Raw genomic sequence first — 16,439 nt, forward strand, 5'->3', positions numbered from 1 at the left:
TCTTCCTTTTCTAAACCTGTTTTAATTCTTCTGCCAAAAACGCAGTCCATTTTTCCTGCAAGGGCTGGCGGTCTGGTAATGCTTGACCGTGTAAGAGGGCTCGGATACAGTCATTCTGCACCAGCCAACCTGTCATATCTTTTTGAGCATCCGCAAATTCATTGCCAAAATCGACTGGAATATCTTCTTCAAAGCTGATTTGCGTTTGCTTGTCCTGCTGGCTCAAGCTAAAGGAAACCCTGGCTGTATCCCAGGTGTAAGCAATCGCTTCATGCGGTCGGTAAGCCAACAAGTCCATGCTTTCACGGAAGTCTTCCATTTCAAAGACCAGCTTGTCTCCCTCCACCCTCAGCTGCGGAAACCAGCGGGCAAAACCACTATCCGTTGCCAGCAAGTCCCATGCCTCCACCAAACTAGCTGGAACAGTATAACAAATGCTTAGTAGATATTTCTCCGTCTCTTTTTTAACAGCAATCTTCATATGACACTCCTATTCTATCCTTTTATTATACCAAAAAACACCGGTCCATAACCGATGTTCTCTATGTGTTTATAATTTTTTGACCATGATCAAGCAGGGATTCCATTTATCCCAGAGGCTTGGAAATACTTCTAACTTGACAAAACCGCAGGATTTATAAAAAGCAACGGTCTGGTCGTATTCTTTATAATGCCCTTCATCCACTGTCTTGACTTGTAGATAGGCATAGTCCTTCCGAGCCTCTTCCTCCAAAGCCTGCATGAGCAAACGACCAATTCCCTGGCGATGATAGGCTTTCTTGATGCCTATACAATGAACATCTCCGCAAGCCTCCGAAGAATTAGTCAGGGTCACAAAACCGACAACTTCATCATTAACGTAGGCAGCCCAAAGTAGCAAGGCAGAGCCGTCTTTGATGTACTCTTTGGTACTCTCAGGCAAGCCAAACCATTCTGGCAAGTCCGCCAATACCTCCTCGATAATCCTTGCCTTGTCAGCAACAGTTGATACAGTTACAATCTTCATTTCTACTCCTTTTGATTTTATTATATAGGATTGAGCTTAGTATTTCAATCACTCCTCCCCCATTTTATGCTATACTAGTCTTATGAAAAAAGGAGGTTTGTATGATTAAACTAATCGCCCTTGATATGGACGGAACGCTCTTGGATGAGCAAAAAGAGTTGAAACAACCGCAGATTGATGCCATTCACCAGGCTGTTGAAGCGGGAGTCAAGATTGTTCTCTGTACTGGTCGGCCCTTGGCTGGCGTTAAGCCTTTTGTAGAGCAGCTCGGTTTTGACACCGAGGAAGAATTTATCATTGTCAATAACGGCTGTTCAACCCATTCAACAAAGGATTGGAGCCTGATTGACTGGGAGGAACTATCTAGTCAGGATATTGTCTATCTGGACAGCTTTACAGCCTCAGATCAGGTACAGATTTCCCTCTTCGATGAAGAAGATTACTTTGTTCTTGCTGAAAAAGCTAATGCACGCGTCAACCTAGACGCTGGTTTGGTAGGCATGATACCAATTTCCATTGATTTGGCAGAGGCAACATCTGGCAAACACCGTTTCTTTGAAGCCATGTTTGTCGGTGAAAAAGAAGCCATTGATGCCTTTGAAAACCAGTACAATGACACCTTGAGCAAGGACTACACAACCGTTCGTTCCCAAGACTATCTCTTGGAAATCCTGCCCAACGGAGCTAGCAAGGCTTCTGGTCTAAAAAAATTGGCAGACCGCCTAGGAATTCTCCCCGAAGAAATCATGGCCATGGGGGATGCCAACAACGACCTTGAAATGATTGAATTTGCTGGACTTGGTATTGCCATGGGCAACGCCAACGAGCAAGTCAAGGCGATTGCCCAAGACATCACAGATACCAATGAGAATAACGGCGTTGCCAAGGCCATTGAGAAACATATATTGAACAAATAAGGAGACAATATGAAATACCCAACACTTTTAGATCGCTTTTTAGTCTATGTCAAAGAAAACACCCGCTCAGATGAAAACTCGACCACCACACCTTCTACCCAAAACCAAGTCGAGTTCGCACAGAACATCCTTCTGCCTGAAATGGAACGCATCGGCTTGCAGAATGTCCACTACCTGCCAAACGGCTTTGCAGTGGGAACACTGCCTGCCAACGACCCAAGTTTGACGCGTAAGATTGGCTTCATCGCCCACATGGATACGGCGGATTTCAACGCAGAAGGTGTGAATCCTCAGATCATCGAAAACTACGACGGCAACCCAATTGCCTTGGGAACTTCTGGCTACGAATTGCATCCAAAAGACTTCCCACAACTTGCCAACTACCAGGGTCAAAACCTGATTACCACAGACGGTACCACCTTGCTAGGCTCTGATGACAAGTCAGGAATCGCAGAAATCATGACAGCGATTGAATTCCTAGTCCAAAATCCTGACATCAAGCACTGTGAAATCCGTGTGGGCTTTGGTCCTGACGAAGAAATCGGTGTTGGTGCAGACAAGTTTGATGTAGAAGACTTCGATGTGGACTTTGCCTACACTATGGACGGTGGACCGCTGGGCGAACTCCAGTACGAGACCTTCTCAGCAGCAGGTGCCAAGATTGATTTCCTTGGACGCAATGTCCACCCTGGTTCAGCAAAAGACCAGATGATTAATGCCTTCCAGTTGGCTATTGACTTCCACAATGCCCTTCCTGAAGCAGACCGCCCAGAAAAAACGGAAGGGTATGAAGGTTTCTTCCACTTGATGAACATGGAAGGTAGTGTCGATACTGCTTCTACCACCTACATCATCCGTGACTTCGAGGAAGCAGATTTCCAAGCCCGCAAACAGCTCATGCTGGACATCGCTGAAAAGATGAATGCCAATTTTGACACTCCACGTGTCATTGTCAACCTGCACGACCAATACTACAACATGAAAAAAATCATCGAAAAAGATATGACTCCAATCAACATTGCTAAGGACGTCATGGAAAATCTAGGTATCAAACCACTGATTGAGCCTGTTCGCGGAGGAACAGACGGCTCCAAAATTTCCTTCATGGGCATTCCAACGCCAAATATCTTCGCAGGTGGTGAAAACATGCACGGCCGCTTTGAGTTTGTCAGCCTCGAAACCATGGAAAAAGCTGTCGATGTCATTCTCGGAATCGTCTCTTACAAATAAAATTTCAGACGGCTTTCAATAGAAAGTCGTTTTTTCTGAAAAAATTTTAAAAAATGCAATTTTATATTGTGTTATTGAACTAATACTGATATAATAGAACTATAAAAAAGAAACGGAGTTTTATTATGACAGAAGAAACATTAGCACAGGGAATTCTCATTGGCATTTGGGGTACAACACTACTATTTTCATTTATTTGGTATATTCTTGTTGCTATTTCCAACTACATCCTCTTCAAAAAAGCAGGCTACGCTGGTTGGAAATCATTGATTCCAATCTACAATCTCTATATCCAACAATGCATCACCTTTGGCTATGAAAAAAGATGGTTCATTCTATTCTTACTAATTCCACTAGCAGGACCATTATATGGCATCTATCTCGTTTACAATTTTGGTCGTAGCTTCGGTTTGTCAGCTGTACAAGCTATCTTCTACGTTCTTCTTACACCTATCTTCAACCTCTACATCGCCTTTAATGATGGAAGTCGTTACCAAGGTCCACAAGAATTCTTTATTGACCAATATACAATCAAGCCCCCGCACACGCGGAGGCTTTTTTAAACGAATAGAAAAATAAGAAGAACCATCATGACTAGACTGACCAAAATAGATAAGGAGTTAACATTGGCAGGTTCAGCTGAGCGACTACCTAACTTTAATGCATATATTGGGGACATGACTGAAATCGGAGAGACTAGACAGACCAGCAACATGATTTTCATCGTTTTATCAATAGGTAGAAGAAAATAAATGACTCCTGCTATTAGAATATTCGCACCCAGTCTCAAAGAGAGAAGATAGGCCAATCGACTAATTTCTTTCCAATTCAATTTTAAATCAAGCAAGATTCCCAACATGAGCATGGCTAAAAAAGGATTGGCGTTACTGGCTATCGTCAGCGCAAAGATAAGTTCGCGTGGAAGTTTGATAGAACAGACTGCTAACGATAGGCTAACTAGATAGACTACTAGTGGAACTGAGCGTGAAAGATTCTTTATAAAAGTTGCAACGGTCATTCTTTCCTGCTCTTCATCCACACCAGCTGCGATACTGTAATTCCCACCTAGAACCATGATTGCATTCCCCGCATCAAATACGATGACGCTTAGTAGACTAGAGAGCGGAAAAAAAGCTTGCACAAATGGGAGTGTAAAGGTTCCGATATTATAGCCTGATAACTGCATAAGACCGACGGAAGTCTGTTGACCAGACTTCTTTGCCTCCCAGTATCCCACCATATCCAAAAAAAAGTTTACAAAGAATCCCTAATATGAAGGGAACGTATAAATCTATAGATACTTGGGCTGTCGCTGAAGCTACAAGGAGAGAAGCTGGTAGCGTAATATTCATCACTGAGCAAGAAAAGATTGTCGCATCCTCCCTTCGAACAATCCCTCTGACTTTTAATGTATAACCTAAACCGATAACAAAGATAAAACCAAGAGCACGAGCTATTATAGTCATTTAGTTTGCTTTTAGTACAAGGCAACGAGCTGCAGGCTGTACTGAAGTACGGCAAAGCGAGTTCAAACAATCCAGTGGAGTGTTTGAAGTTGGAAATAAGGAAACGGAGTTTCCTCTTACGTCGAAGTAATCAAAGATAAACTAGTGACTATAATTCAAGTTCATTCATGAAACTAGTACAGCACATAGAAAAGAATTTTGATGATATATAAAAATTTTATATAATCGCTTGATTTTGCCAAACAATAGGTATATAATTTATATATAAAATAATTATACATAGCCTTTCAGTTTGCTTTTAATACTCGCTCCAACTATCTGGGAGATAGTTGGAGACTGGAAATAAAGCGAACAAAGTTCGTGTCAATTTCTGTAGGCTGTACTAGCGTACGGCAAAGCAAGTTAACAAAGTAGTAAAAGATAAACTGGATGGCTATAAAGATAAAGAGGTGAGTTTATGTACTACCCTGTATCCTCTATCTTGATAGAATTTCTGGTCTTAGCCATCGTGGAAAAGCAGGATTCCTACGGCTATGAAATCAGTCAAACCATCAAGATAGTTGCTGATATAAAGGAATCCACACTCTACCCTATTTTGAAAAAATTGGAAAAGGCTGGCTATGTCACCACCTATACCCAAGAATTTCAAGGGAGAAAGCGGAAATACTATACCATCACTCCTGCTGGACGTGAGCACATCCCCTTCCTGCAGGGTGAATGGAATAGCTACAAAGACCATATTGACGGAATTATAGAAGGGAGCTTACGAAAATGACACGCGCAGATTATTTGAACCAACTGGAACAAGCATTATTTCAACTTCATCCAAGTGCCAGACAGGAGGCTTTAGACTACTTCAATGAATATTTTGACGAAAAGGATAACGATGAGGAAGCTATTATAGAGCTAGGAACACCTGATGAAGCAGCAAAAGAAATCATTGCCAATCTACCTGAAGATGCCCTAATCACCGAGAAAGACCAAGCAAGTCCACATTCATCTAAACCATTTGATTTCAACTTTGATTTTGACTTTCAATTTGACTGGGAGAATTTTTTCAACAATTTCAAGCATTCAGCCTATCAAGCTAGGGAAAGGATTGAATTGAAGGCGAAGATTGAAGAATTACCTGATTTTTCAAATCTACAGATTATTCTCGAAGATCAGGCTCTTAGTGTTCAATGCTATGAAGGTGATAAGGTAGTATTGCACAATCTATTTTCTGAAGAGTTGTCCTACCAGGCTTTTGACTATCAACTGGTTCAGGATAGTTTGTACCTATCTAGCAAGCCACTCCCTAACCACCTCTACTTCTCAAACAATCAAACCAGCTCTGCTATTCTCAAAATCCCTAAAAGACTCCTGCCCCTTACTAGTCTCAATCTGAGAACGACAGATAGCAGTCTGACGATGGCGGCTGTGCATGCGAGCGAACAGCTAGTCATCAATGCTGAAGATAGCAGCATCAGCATGACGAAAGTGAGCTGTCCAAGCTCTGCTCTACGGTTAGAAGACTCTACACTAACTATCTCAGATGGACAGCTGAGCGAGTTAAAATTGGAAGCCAGCGATGCCGTTATTACTCTCTCAAGCATGAGCCTTTCAGATGCAAGGATAACATTAGAAGACTGTGTCTGGAAGTTGAAGGAATTTGTCCTAGAAAAGAGCCTTAACTGCCAGGCTGAAGATTCTGTCCTAGCCTTTAAACCAAATACGGACATCAGTTTGGACATCTGGGAGGAAGATTCTATCCTTAAACTTCCAAAGGATATGGCATTTACAATGATGAAAGAGGATGACATCACTCATCTCAGCTACAAGCAAGAAATTAGCCCTGCTCAGCTAGTTATTCATTGTCAAGACTGCCAGCTAAATGTGGGATAAAGGAGGTTCCTATGAATCGCAAGGAATATTTACAGAAACTCGAGAAACAGCTAAAGCATCTACCAAAAGAAGATTTTCAGGATACCTTAGACTATTTCAATGAATATTTTGACGAAAAGGAAAACGATGAGCAAGCTATTCAAGAGCTAGGCAGTCCAAAAGAAGCAGCCCGTGAAATCCTAGCAAATCTCTATGATAAAGAGAGGATTGAAGATAAGCCAAATACAAGCAATATGGTCTGGTTGACCATCCTCGCTATCCTTGCCGCACCAATCGGCGTCCCCCTAGCAATCACTTTGGTCGCCCTCTTCATCACCCTTCTCCTAATTTTCTTTAGCCTCTTTCTGCTCCTTATCTCACTCTGGATTGTCCTCCTCAGCCTGGCGATAGCCCAGCTACTCCTCGCCTTTGACCTCTTCACACTATCATGGTCTACCTCCCTGCTCTTCACAGGCCTGGCCCTCATCTGCTTGGCCCTCACTCTATTGGGTAGTAAATTCACTCTAGACCTTGGAAGCAAAACCTTCTTGCTTGTTTTACACTGGATACAAAGAACGATCCGCAAAGGAGGCTATCATGAAACAGCTTAAGCCATTTACAAAAATCAGTCTGAGCCTGCTAGGTCTTGGAGCCATTCTAAGCCTCATTGGCTACCTGGCTGGCGGGTGGACAAATATGAGACTTATTGCAGAAAACTATTTTCAGCCCCAAACAGCCAGTTTTAGTAACATTAGGGCTATAGAAGTTAATGAAAAACTGTCCATTATGCCCTCGCCTGACAACCAATTCCACCTCCACTACTATCGAAATCAGCATAAAGACATCGACCTCCTCAGTCACCAAGTCCAAGGTGGGAAATTAACCATTTCTAGTACCTATCAAGGCATCGTTACATATGATGGTTTACTCGAACCTATCTTAAATCTTGTCAATGACCAGAATGTTGCCTGCTACCAACCTGTCTTACAGGTCCCTAAAAATAGCACAATCGAATCACTCACAGGTAACCTTGAGGGAGATCTGTATCTGGATAAAGTGACTATTCGAGATCTTGATCTCACTGTAGAAGATGGAGACATGTTGATTGAAAACAGTCAAATCAGCCTTGCTCATTTATCACACCTCAATGGAGAAGTCGCAATCAATCATTCCAAATTAACAAATCCAGCAGACATCACTAATACTGCCGGGAGTATTTTAACTGTTGAGAATGGGGATTTTAAAGCGGAAAACCTAAAACTAGAAGGAAGGCATAGCATCAGTAATTACGATGGCTCAATCGATATTTCTCTTCATTCACAAACAAAAACAGACATCTACATAGATGCCAGTCAAAATAATAGCGGAATTGACCTTCCAAACTATATTAATCCCAAAGCTACAAATTACCTCTATATCTCTACATTAGATGGAGAACTGAATATTCGGTAATTACAAAAAGCCCTCCTCACGGAAGGCTTTTTAACTTATTTAAACAACAAAATAGAGATCAGTGCCAAGATGGCTGGTCCACCTTGGGTCAAGATAATTTTTGGACTAGATGTCACAGCTCCATAACCTGCTGCTCCAATAACAAACAAGACAAAAATAGTTGTAATTTCAAGGTTTCCTGTGAAAATTCCATACAAGAGAAAGACAGCCAACAAACCATTGTAAATACCTTGGTTTTTGAAAAGTGTCGTCACAGACTTACGTTGCAATTCATCCTTTGCCATATTAAAGACACGACTAGTAGAATCTGAATGGGTCGCAAAGGTTTCCAAGTACATGATATATAGGTGCTCAATAGCTACGATACTAGCTAGAATAGTGGTAAAAATAGACATAATGTCTCCTCTCAAAAAATTATATAGGTAGATTTTGCAAGCCAATCAACAGTTTATCAAGAGTGGCTAGGAATTGCTCGCTCTCCTCAACAGTTATAATCTGATTCATCGAAGCTTTAATAGCTAGGTGGTGAGCAGAAGGACTCGTGACTAGCGCTTCCCTAGCCTGCTCAGTTGGCCAGACAAGTACTTCTCTCTGATTGTCAGGATTTCGCTTGCGAATGATATAGCCGCTCTCCTCCAACAATTTGAGATGACGCGTAACCGCTGCGCGGTCTATCTGAAGCTTCTCCTGCAAAGCCAACTGATGCAGGGGTGCATCTTTTAATAATGCTTGCAATATTGAATAGCGTGTCAAACTGATTCCCAACTGCTTTTCAAAAAGATTGGAAATCGTCTCATCTGCCACTTTCAGTCTGTATAACAAATCTTCCATTTCTTGCATTATCTACCTCTTTTGATTGATTAATCAATCATTGATAAGTCAATTATACTACAATCCGAACAATTTTCAACTATTTTGCCTAACTATTTAAAAAATATGTTGTCTACACCTATATTTTGTTATAATTAAGAAAATAACTAGCAGAGGGATGGGACTTACTTATGGAAAACACTCCTAGACTAAACTTGGTCATAGATGTGCTCATGCTCGCTGGTGCCATTTTGGCACAAAGCGGTGCAGAAATTCACCGAGTTGAAGATACCATGATTCGGATTGCACATTCACAAGGAATTGAACAGGCCAATGTCCTTGCCATCCCTGCTGCTATCTTTTTCTCCATCGACCATACGAATATTTCGCGTATGAAACGCATCGTAAATTCAAATTACGACATGCAGAAAGTTTGTGACGTCAACCAAATCTCCCGTTCCCTAGCCAATAAAGAAATCAGCCTAGAAGACGCTTGGATCCAATTAAATGCAATCAAACAACAAAAGCCACCTTATAACAATATGCAAATAACCTTAGCTGCCGTAGTAGCCGCACCATTTTTTACCATTATGTTCGGAGGTTCTCTTTTAGATGCAGCAGGTGCTGTCCTCGCAACGGCTTTGGCTTTCCCTATCTCACTGATTGTCGAGCGCTACGTTGGAATTGATTTTGTTACCACCTTCGTTGGCGCCTTTATCTTCTCACTTACCTCTTACTTATTAAGCACAACCACTACTCTCCCCATTAATCCCAACTTAATTAACGCAGGGGCAGTCATGCCTTTTGTACCAGGGATTGCTTTTACAAATGCTGTAAGAGACCTTATGACCAATCATATCAATACAGGGATGACCAAATTTTTCCAAACAGCGCTTATTATCTTATCGCTCGGTGCAGGTACAACTGTGGCCTTTATGCTTGTGAGGTAATCTATGACACTAGTTAACTTCTTATTACAGGCACTCGCCTCTTATATCGCTATCGCAGCCTTCTTAATTGTTCTCAATGTTCAAAGAAAAATGCTGGTCCCTGGTGGACTCCTAGGCATGCTAGTCTGGCTCATCTATCTTTCATTATTAGGACCAACTAATGTACTGATTGCAACCTTCCTTGCAGCAATTATCGGATCTTGCATTAGTCAAATCATGAGTATTTTACTTAAAACACCATCTGTTATTTTTTCACTTGCTATCCTAGCACCGCTTGTTCCAGGCTATCGAGCCTACATGACCACGACTTATTTTGTTTCTGGTGACCACGCTCAAGCCCTAACCAATATCACTACCGTCTTAACTTTAGCCTTAGTCATTCCCATCGGTATGGCCAGCGGAACAATATTATTACGCCTTTATAAGGTTCTTCGAACAGGCAAAAAAACAGCCTAACCCCTTGAAAATAAGGGGCCTTTTTGTTAAAATGAAAACTTATCAAAGGAGATGCTATGAACCAAAACGTAACCAATCTAAAACTTGCTGAACGTGGTGCCTTGCTATCTATCGGTGCCTATATTATCTTATCAGGTATCAAACTCGTTGCAGGACAGCTCTTTCATTCAGATGCCTTACGAGCAGATGCCTTCAATAATATTTCTGATATTATCGGTAATATCGCTGTACTTATTGGACTAAAAATGGCACAGAAACCAGCTGATACCGATCATAAATTTGGACACTGGAAAATGGAAGATTTAGCAAGCTTGATTACATCCTTCATCATGTTTGTCGTTGGTTTCCAAGTACTCTATGATACCCTCCAAAAACTAATCAGCAATTCTTCTATCGAAGTAGACATTATGGGGGCCATTGTCGGAATTTTTTCTGCACTAGTTATGTTAGCTGTTTATTTATATAATAACCGCTTGGCAAAAAAAGTACGTTCCAAGGCCTTAGAAGCAGCTGCCAAGGATAATCTATCCGATGCAGTCACTTCCATAGGAACTTCTATCGCAATCTTTGCTGCAGCTTTCAACTTCCCTATTGTCGATAAAATTGCAGCCATCATCATTACCTTCTTTATCCTAAAAACAGCCTACGATATTTTTATGGAAAGTTTCTTTACCCTGTCTGATGGATTTGATGAAAATTTATTGAAAAAGTACGAGGAAGATATTCTCAAACTCCCAAAAATCGTTTCTGTCAAATCACAACGTGGTCGGACTTATGGAGCCAATATCTATCTTGATGTTGTTTTAGAAATGAACCCAGACTTATCCGTTTATGAAAGTCATGAAGTGACTGAGCAGGTTGAGCAACTCCTAACACTCAAACATGGAGTTTTTGATGTGGATATTCACGTAGAACCATCTGAAATTCCACACGATGAGATGTATGAGCATGTGTACGATAAACTCTTCCGTTTTGAAACAGAGATACAAGCTCATGCGAATGGGTATGAAGAATTGATTGACGACCAGTATCTCTTAATTGATGCCAAAGGCCGCTATCGAAATAAAACTCAGATGCTTGCCGACCACCCCATCCAAACGACGTATTTATCCAATTACCAAATGACCCCCATTAGCCAAAAATCAAAATTAGTTACGTTTGAAATTGGTGATTATGTTCATACGTCACTTTGGCGCCGTCATGAAAATTGGACTGTTATTTTCCACCAGATCTCAAAAAAACAAGCCTAGTCGAATGACTGGCTTTTCCTTTACCTTAAATTTTGGTTTTATACTCAATGAAAATCAAAAGTAGCCTAGGAAACGAAGCCGAAGATAGAACTGGAGTTCATCAAGGCAAGGTGACAACGGATAATTTTGATTTTCGAAGAGTATTAAAAAAGAGCGCATGGCTCTTTTTCTTTATATTATTAGTTTTTTACTGCATCGGTTGCAACATCCTCACCAAACCATTTTTGGGAGATTTCTTGGAATTTACCTTCTTTATATAATTCAGCAAATGCCTTATTAATGTTTTCTACGAGTGTAGTATCTGATTTACGAGCACCGACTGCGAAGGCTTCATTTTCAAAACCTGCATCAATGATGTTGTAATCTGCAATAATTCCCTCTTGTTGCAAGTAATAATTTGCATACACACGGTCAATCAAGAGGCCATCAATACGATCGTTTTTCAAGTCAATCAAGGCTTCATTGAAGGTCGCATACTGACTTGCATCGTTATTTTGAACAATATCTTTCAAAATAGCTGGTTGTGATTCAAATACTGAATAGCCAGATGAACCTGCTTGCGCACCTAAAATCTTATCCTTCATATCAGATACTTGGCTAATATTGGAAGATTTTTTGGTTACAAGAACTTGTTGGTTATCCATGTAGGGATTTGTGAAGAGAACTTTTTCCTTACGCTCATCAGTAATAGAATAACCATTCCAAATTAAATCAATATTCCCGTTATTCAATTCGGTTTCTTTCAAGTCCCAGTCAATTGGTTGCCATTTTACAGTAATTCCATACTTTTCAAAGACTGCATTAGCCAAGTCAATATCGAAACCTGTGTAAGAACCATCTGTCTGTTCAAATCCCATTGGAACAAAGGTCTTATCAAAGCCAATCGTAACGGATTTTTCAGACTCGTAGGCTGTCCAATTATCAGACTTAGTAGCCGAATCATTGGAGCCACAAGCAGCAAGAGTTAAAGAAGTTACAAGAGCAAGAGCTCCAAGCATCATTTTTTTAATATTCATCATCATATTTGTTCCTTTTCTTAGTGTTTCGGTTCAATTTTGATGATTTCATCTGCGATATTCTCAGCAAACTGCATATCATGGGTGACCACAATTTGCGTGATTCCAGTAGCCCTATTTTCAAGAATCAGTTTCTCAACTTCTTTTCTTAATTCAGGGTCTAGGGCCGAAGTTGGTTCGTCATAGCCGATAATCTCAGGATCAATCATCATCGCACGCGCCAAAGCCACACGTTGTTTCTGTCCACCCGATAATGAAAATGGGTAGGCAGTTGCGTGGTTAGCAAGTCCAAGAGTATCCAAGAGTTTAAGGGCCTTGTCTTCCGCCTCTGAACGCGACATATTTTGCGTTTTCATAGGAGAGAGAACCAAGTTTTCCAATACGGATAGGTGCGGGAAAAGCTGGAAGTCCTGGAAGACAAAGCCCAGCAAATGTCGTTTTCCCAACTCCTCTAATGGCAGTTCTTGACCATTATACATCAAAGTTCCTGAATCAATAGTCTCTAAACCAGCCAACATCCGTAAAAGAGTTGTCTTACCACCGCCAGATTGACCAACGATGGCAACAATTTTCCCTTCTGGAATGACCAAATCATAGTTGGAGAAAATCTGTTTATCTTCAAAGCGTTTTGACAAATTGCGTAACTCTAACATGACTTCCTCCTATCTATAATAATCAAATTTCTTTTCTACTTGTTTCGAAATCAGTGTTACCGCACCGATCATCAATAGGTAGATTGCACCTGCGATAAACATAGGCGCCAAGCTGGCATCACGATTGGCAGCAGTACGACTAGCCAACAACAAATCACTAACCCCAAGTGCATAGACCAAAGAAGTATCCTTTACCAAAGTCATGACTTCATTGAAAACACTTGGCAGGACAATTTTCACGACCTGTGGTAAGACAATATAGCGAATGGTCTGAACAGGGGTAAATTTCAATACCTTAGCCGCTTCATACTGACCTTTTGGAATAGCTTCAATACCACCACGGAAAATTTCAGAGAAATAGGCCGCATAGTTGAGCGTAAAGGCCAGAATCACAGCAGGCATTCGGTCAAATGTAATACCCACACTTGGTAAAACGTAATAAACAAAAATTAATTGTAAAAGCAAGGGGGTTCCTCGCATAATTAATACATAGAAATGCAATAACCATTGTAAGGGTTTAAATTTAATCTGCATTAAAAAAGCGAAAACAGCTCCTAATGGCAAGGATAATATCAATACTAGAAAAAATACTTGCAAGGAGACTGCTGCACCATTTAGTAGACTGGGCAGAACTTCCAAAACATAATCCATAGAGCTCTCCTAAAAGAATTATTAGGTTCTAGTATATCAAAAAATATCTTTAATTTCAAAGAATTTTTCAGAATTTTTAATAAATTTAACAAAATTTTGTATATTTTTTCAACAGTGCAAAAAGAAGGCTGGAAATCCATGCCTTCCTTCTTCTTATTCAACAGTAACAGACTTAGCCAAGTTACGTGGTTTATCAACATCCAAACCGCGTTGCAATGTCGCATAGTAAGCAATCAACTGTGTCGGAACGACCATAGCAATCGCTGACAAGAATGGATGAACAGTTGTAACAGTGATGTCATCTTCTTCCTTAGCTACTGCTTCATCTACAATTGTCAAGACATTGGCACCACGCGCCACTACTTCCTGAATATTGCCTCGAGTATGGCTTGCAAGGTGTGGATGATTTGAAATCAAGGCCAAGACTGGAACACCATCTTCAATCAAGGAAATGGTACCGTGTTTCAATTCACCAGCCGCAAAGCCTTCACATTGGATATATGAAATTTCTTTCAATTTCAAGCTGGCTTCCATCGAAACGTAGTAGTCACTACCACGACCGATATAGAATGCGTTGCGAGTGGTTGATAAGAGTTTTTCAACTTTTTCAGCAATCACATCTTTTTCTGACAAGCTGGCCTCGATAGATTGAGCTACGATGGACAATTCATGCACCAAGTCAAATTCTTTCGCGTAGGCATTGCCATTCGCATCACCGACAGCCTTAGCCAAGATTGCCAAAGTCGCAATCTGTGCAGTGTAGGCTTTTGTAGAAGCTACCGCAATTTCTGGACCTGCATGGAGCAACATGGTGTAAGTTGCCTCACGTGATAGGGTAGAACCAGGAACGTTGGTTACGGTCAGACTTGGAATGCCCATTTCATTAGCTTTAACCAATACCTGACGGCTATCAGCAGTTTCACCTGACTGGCTAATCATGACAAAGAGTGGCTTTTTGCTCAAAAGCGGCATATTATAGCCCCACTCAGATGAAATTCCCAATTCCACTGGTGTATCTGTCAATTTTTCCAAGAAGTCTTTTGCAGCAAATCCTGCGTGATAGGAAGTTCCAGCAGCCAAGATATAGATACGGTCAGCTTCTTGTACTGCCTTAATAATATCCGCATCAACTGTTACCTGACCAGCTTCATTTGTATAGGCGCTAATCAATTTACGCATAACAGTTGGTTGCTCATCAATTTCCTTGAGCATGTAGTATGGATAAGTTCCCTTACCAATATCTGATAAATCAAGCTCAGCTGTATAGCTACCACGTTCAATCGCATTGCCATCATAATCCATGACTTCAACACTATCTTTTTTCACGATAACTAATTCCTTATCGTGAATTTCCATGTATTCACTTGTCTCACGAATCATAGCCATGGCATCTGAGCAGACCATGTTATAGCCATCGCCCAAACCAATCAAAAGTGGAGATTTATTTTTGGCAACGTAGATAGTATCTGCATCCCTAGCATCAATCAAGGCAAAGGCGTATGAACCTTGAATAATCTTCAATGCTTTTTTGAAGGCTTCTAGAGTTGACAAACCTTCTTCTGCAAATTGACCAATCAAATGCACAGCAATTTCTGTATCTGTCTGCCCTTTCAAGTCATGACCTGCAAGATACTCTTCCTTGATTTCTGCATAGTTTTCAATCACACCATTGTGAACAAGGACATGCCCAGCAGTTTGAGAAGTGTGAGGGTGAGCGTTGTTCTCAGTTGGTTTCCCGTGGGTCGCCCAACGAGTATGACCGATCCCTGTTGTCCCTTCGGTCTTATCGCCAACTTTTGCAGACAATTCTGCAATGCGACCAACAGCTTTCACAAGATGAGCTTGCTCACCACCCGTCACAAAAATACCTGCTGAATCATAACCACGGTATTCTAATTTTTCAAGTCCTTGAATCAAAATATCAGCTGCGTTTGTATTTCCTACAACACCAACGATTCCACACATACATATCACCTACGATGTTTGTTAACATCGGCTTTCATTTCTTTAAAAATTGGTCTAGTCTAATTTATATCTAAAAAGACCAGTGAAATCAGTATATAACAAGATTTCATCCTTGTCAACATTTTAATTGGTCTAGTCTAATTTCAAAATACAGATCCAGTCATCTCATACTCAATAAAAAAGCTGATTCTACTGAACCAGCCCTGTCTTAATAAAACCAAATTCTGAAAGTGGACTAATCCGAAAAGTCAGTCTACCAACAATATCCTCACTAGAAATCAAACCAAAACTACGACTATCCTGTTGATTCGTTCGTACATCATTCAACACCAAATAGTGCCCCTCTGGAATGACGTTGTACTTTCCATTTGTCAAGGTTTCCAATGTAAAGTCATCTGTATAACTTTCTTGTGAATGAGGCGTTTTTAAATAGTTCTCTGTAACAATAATATCATTACGATAGAGAACATCATCCATATAGGTAACCGTCTCGTTTTCCAATGCAATCACACGACTCACATACTCTTTTCCCTCATGGTTATACAAAATAAAATCTCCATGAATCGGGCGGACATTTCGCACTGTCATGATAAAGTCGTTTTCCTTCAAATAACTATTTGCCATCTCAGGGGTAATCATGACTGGCTCAAGTAACCAAAATCGTAGGCCAATGATTCCAAAAATCAATAAGACCAATAAACTGATTTGTTTTATTAAATCTCTTTTTACCATAATCTCTCCATTTCACTAGTAT

The 16,439-nt window shown here is 40.7% G+C and carries 20 protein-coding genes; 10 read left to right on the forward strand and 10 right to left on the reverse strand.

The window, feature by feature from the left end; translation table 11 throughout:
- Positions 1–10: 10 nt before the first annotated feature.
- Together ODU46_RS00470 and ODU46_RS00475 are read right to left on the reverse strand one after the other, a co-directional pair.
- Complete coding sequence (locus tag ODU46_RS00470; protein ID WP_398579054.1) at positions 11–481, reverse strand: ATPase; 471 nt, start codon at positions 479–481, stop codon at positions 11–13.
- 69 nt (positions 482–550) lie between these two features.
- Entirely contained in the window at positions 551–1,006 is a 456-nt protein-coding gene (locus ODU46_RS00475; RefSeq protein ID WP_398579055.1) for a GNAT family N-acetyltransferase, read from the reverse strand.
- Positions 1,007–1,107: 101 nt separating this feature from the next.
- On the opposite strand from ODU46_RS00475, the gene ODU46_RS00480 reads away from it, so the two are divergent.
- The 3 genes from ODU46_RS00480 to ODU46_RS00490 all read left to right on the forward strand — a co-directional run bounded on the left by ODU46_RS00480 (position 1,108) and on the right by ODU46_RS00490 (position 3,716).
- Positions 1,108–1,923 (forward strand): Cof-type HAD-IIB family hydrolase, encoded by an 816-nt coding sequence (locus ODU46_RS00480; RefSeq protein ID WP_398579056.1) that lies wholly within the window; start codon positions 1,108–1,110, stop codon positions 1,921–1,923.
- Between the two features lie 9 nt (positions 1,924–1,932).
- Entirely contained in the window at positions 1,933–3,153 is a 1,221-nt protein-coding gene (gene pepT / locus ODU46_RS00485) for a peptidase T (protein ID WP_398579057.1), read from the forward strand.
- Between the two features lie 125 nt (positions 3,154–3,278).
- The gene (locus ODU46_RS00490; RefSeq protein WP_398579058.1) at positions 3,279–3,716 is read left to right on the forward strand and encodes a DUF5684 domain-containing protein; all 438 of its coding nucleotides are present in this window, start codon (positions 3,279–3,281) and stop codon (positions 3,714–3,716) included.
- Here the strand turns inward: ODU46_RS00490 and ODU46_RS00495 are convergent.
- Positions 3,713–4,393: an AEC family transporter gene (locus tag ODU46_RS00495; protein WP_398579060.1), complete on the reverse strand. Its 681-nt coding sequence runs from the start codon at positions 4,391–4,393 to the stop codon at positions 3,713–3,715. The two genes, ODU46_RS00490 and ODU46_RS00495, sit on opposite strands and share 4 nt — an antisense overlap.
- Positions 4,394–5,076: 683 nt before the next feature.
- Here ODU46_RS00495 and ODU46_RS00500 point away from each other — a divergent pair.
- Genes ODU46_RS00500 through ODU46_RS00515 form a run of 4 tightly spaced genes read left to right on the forward strand, consistent with a single transcriptional unit; the run spans position 5,077 to position 7,934 of the window.
- Positions 5,077–5,394, forward strand: coding sequence for a PadR family transcriptional regulator (locus tag ODU46_RS00500; protein ID WP_002940906.1), 318 nt, complete (start codon positions 5,077–5,079; stop codon positions 5,392–5,394).
- Positions 5,391–6,503 (forward strand): DUF4097 family beta strand repeat-containing protein, encoded by a 1,113-nt coding sequence (locus ODU46_RS00505; RefSeq protein WP_395382079.1) that lies wholly within the window; start codon positions 5,391–5,393, stop codon positions 6,501–6,503. Before ODU46_RS00500 ends, ODU46_RS00505 begins: the two co-directional genes overlap by 4 nt.
- A gap of 11 nt (positions 6,504–6,514) precedes the next feature.
- Complete coding sequence (locus ODU46_RS00510; RefSeq protein ID WP_114866419.1) at positions 6,515–7,093, forward strand: DUF1700 domain-containing protein; 579 nt, start codon at positions 6,515–6,517, stop codon at positions 7,091–7,093.
- Positions 7,080–7,934, forward strand: coding sequence for a DUF4097 family beta strand repeat-containing protein (locus tag ODU46_RS00515; protein ID WP_105136207.1), 855 nt, complete (start codon positions 7,080–7,082; stop codon positions 7,932–7,934). Before ODU46_RS00510 ends, ODU46_RS00515 begins: the two co-directional genes overlap by 14 nt.
- Before the next feature lie 35 nt (positions 7,935–7,969).
- Here ODU46_RS00515 and ODU46_RS00520 read toward each other — a convergent pair whose 3' ends face one another.
- Both ODU46_RS00520 and ODU46_RS00525 read right to left on the reverse strand, forming a co-directional pair.
- Positions 7,970–8,329 carry a DUF1304 domain-containing protein gene (locus ODU46_RS00520; protein WP_024401803.1) on the reverse strand — a complete coding sequence of 120 codons (360 nt, stop codon included), beginning with the start codon at positions 8,327–8,329 and terminating at the stop codon, positions 7,970–7,972.
- A 19-nt stretch (positions 8,330–8,348) separates the two neighbouring features.
- Positions 8,349–8,774, reverse strand: a complete 426-nt coding sequence (locus ODU46_RS00525; RefSeq protein ID WP_395382080.1) for a MarR family winged helix-turn-helix transcriptional regulator — start codon at positions 8,772–8,774, stop codon at positions 8,349–8,351.
- 161 nt (positions 8,775–8,935) lie between these two features.
- Between ODU46_RS00525 and ODU46_RS00530 the strand changes: the two genes are divergently transcribed.
- From ODU46_RS00530 to ODU46_RS00540, 3 genes are read left to right on the forward strand one after another with little or no spacing between them, the layout of a single operon-like run.
- A complete protein-coding gene (locus ODU46_RS00530) occupies positions 8,936–9,694 on the forward strand; it encodes a threonine/serine exporter family protein (protein WP_395382081.1) in 759 nt (252 codons plus the stop codon).
- Positions 9,695–9,697: 3 nt separating this feature from the next.
- Positions 9,698–10,150: a threonine/serine exporter family protein gene (locus tag ODU46_RS00535; RefSeq protein WP_074391097.1), complete on the forward strand. Its 453-nt coding sequence runs from the start codon at positions 9,698–9,700 to the stop codon at positions 10,148–10,150.
- Between the two features lie 56 nt (positions 10,151–10,206).
- A complete protein-coding gene (locus ODU46_RS00540) occupies positions 10,207–11,400 on the forward strand; it encodes a cation diffusion facilitator family transporter (protein WP_395382082.1) in 1,194 nt (397 codons plus the stop codon).
- 179 nt (positions 11,401–11,579) lie between these two features.
- Here ODU46_RS00540 and ODU46_RS00545 read toward each other — a convergent pair whose 3' ends face one another.
- The 5 genes from ODU46_RS00545 to lepB form a co-directional block, all read right to left on the reverse strand.
- On the reverse strand, positions 11,580–12,410 hold the full coding sequence (locus ODU46_RS00545) for an amino acid ABC transporter substrate-binding protein (RefSeq protein ID WP_024385321.1): 831 nt from the start codon (positions 12,408–12,410) through the stop codon (positions 11,580–11,582).
- 26 nt (positions 12,411–12,436) lie between these two features.
- Complete coding sequence (locus ODU46_RS00550; protein ID WP_009909533.1) at positions 12,437–13,069, reverse strand: amino acid ABC transporter ATP-binding protein; 633 nt, start codon at positions 13,067–13,069, stop codon at positions 12,437–12,439.
- Between the two features lie 9 nt (positions 13,070–13,078).
- Positions 13,079–13,720 (reverse strand): amino acid ABC transporter permease, encoded by a 642-nt coding sequence (locus ODU46_RS00555; protein ID WP_002940990.1) that lies wholly within the window; start codon positions 13,718–13,720, stop codon positions 13,079–13,081.
- Between the two features lie 153 nt (positions 13,721–13,873).
- Positions 13,874–15,685, reverse strand: a complete 1,812-nt coding sequence (glmS, locus tag ODU46_RS00560; RefSeq protein WP_398579061.1) for a glutamine--fructose-6-phosphate transaminase (isomerizing) — start codon at positions 15,683–15,685, stop codon at positions 13,874–13,876.
- A 189-nt stretch (positions 15,686–15,874) separates the two neighbouring features.
- The gene (gene lepB / locus ODU46_RS00565) at positions 15,875–16,417 is read right to left on the reverse strand and encodes a signal peptidase I (protein ID WP_105119428.1); all 543 of its coding nucleotides are present in this window, start codon (positions 16,415–16,417) and stop codon (positions 15,875–15,877) included.
- Between the last annotated feature and the right edge of the window lie 22 nt (positions 16,418–16,439).

It is taken from the genome of Streptococcus sp. 2020WUSS089, from assembly GCF_044427405.1.
Taxonomy (GTDB): domain Bacteria; phylum Bacillota; class Bacilli; order Lactobacillales; family Streptococcaceae; genus Streptococcus; species Streptococcus hashimotonensis.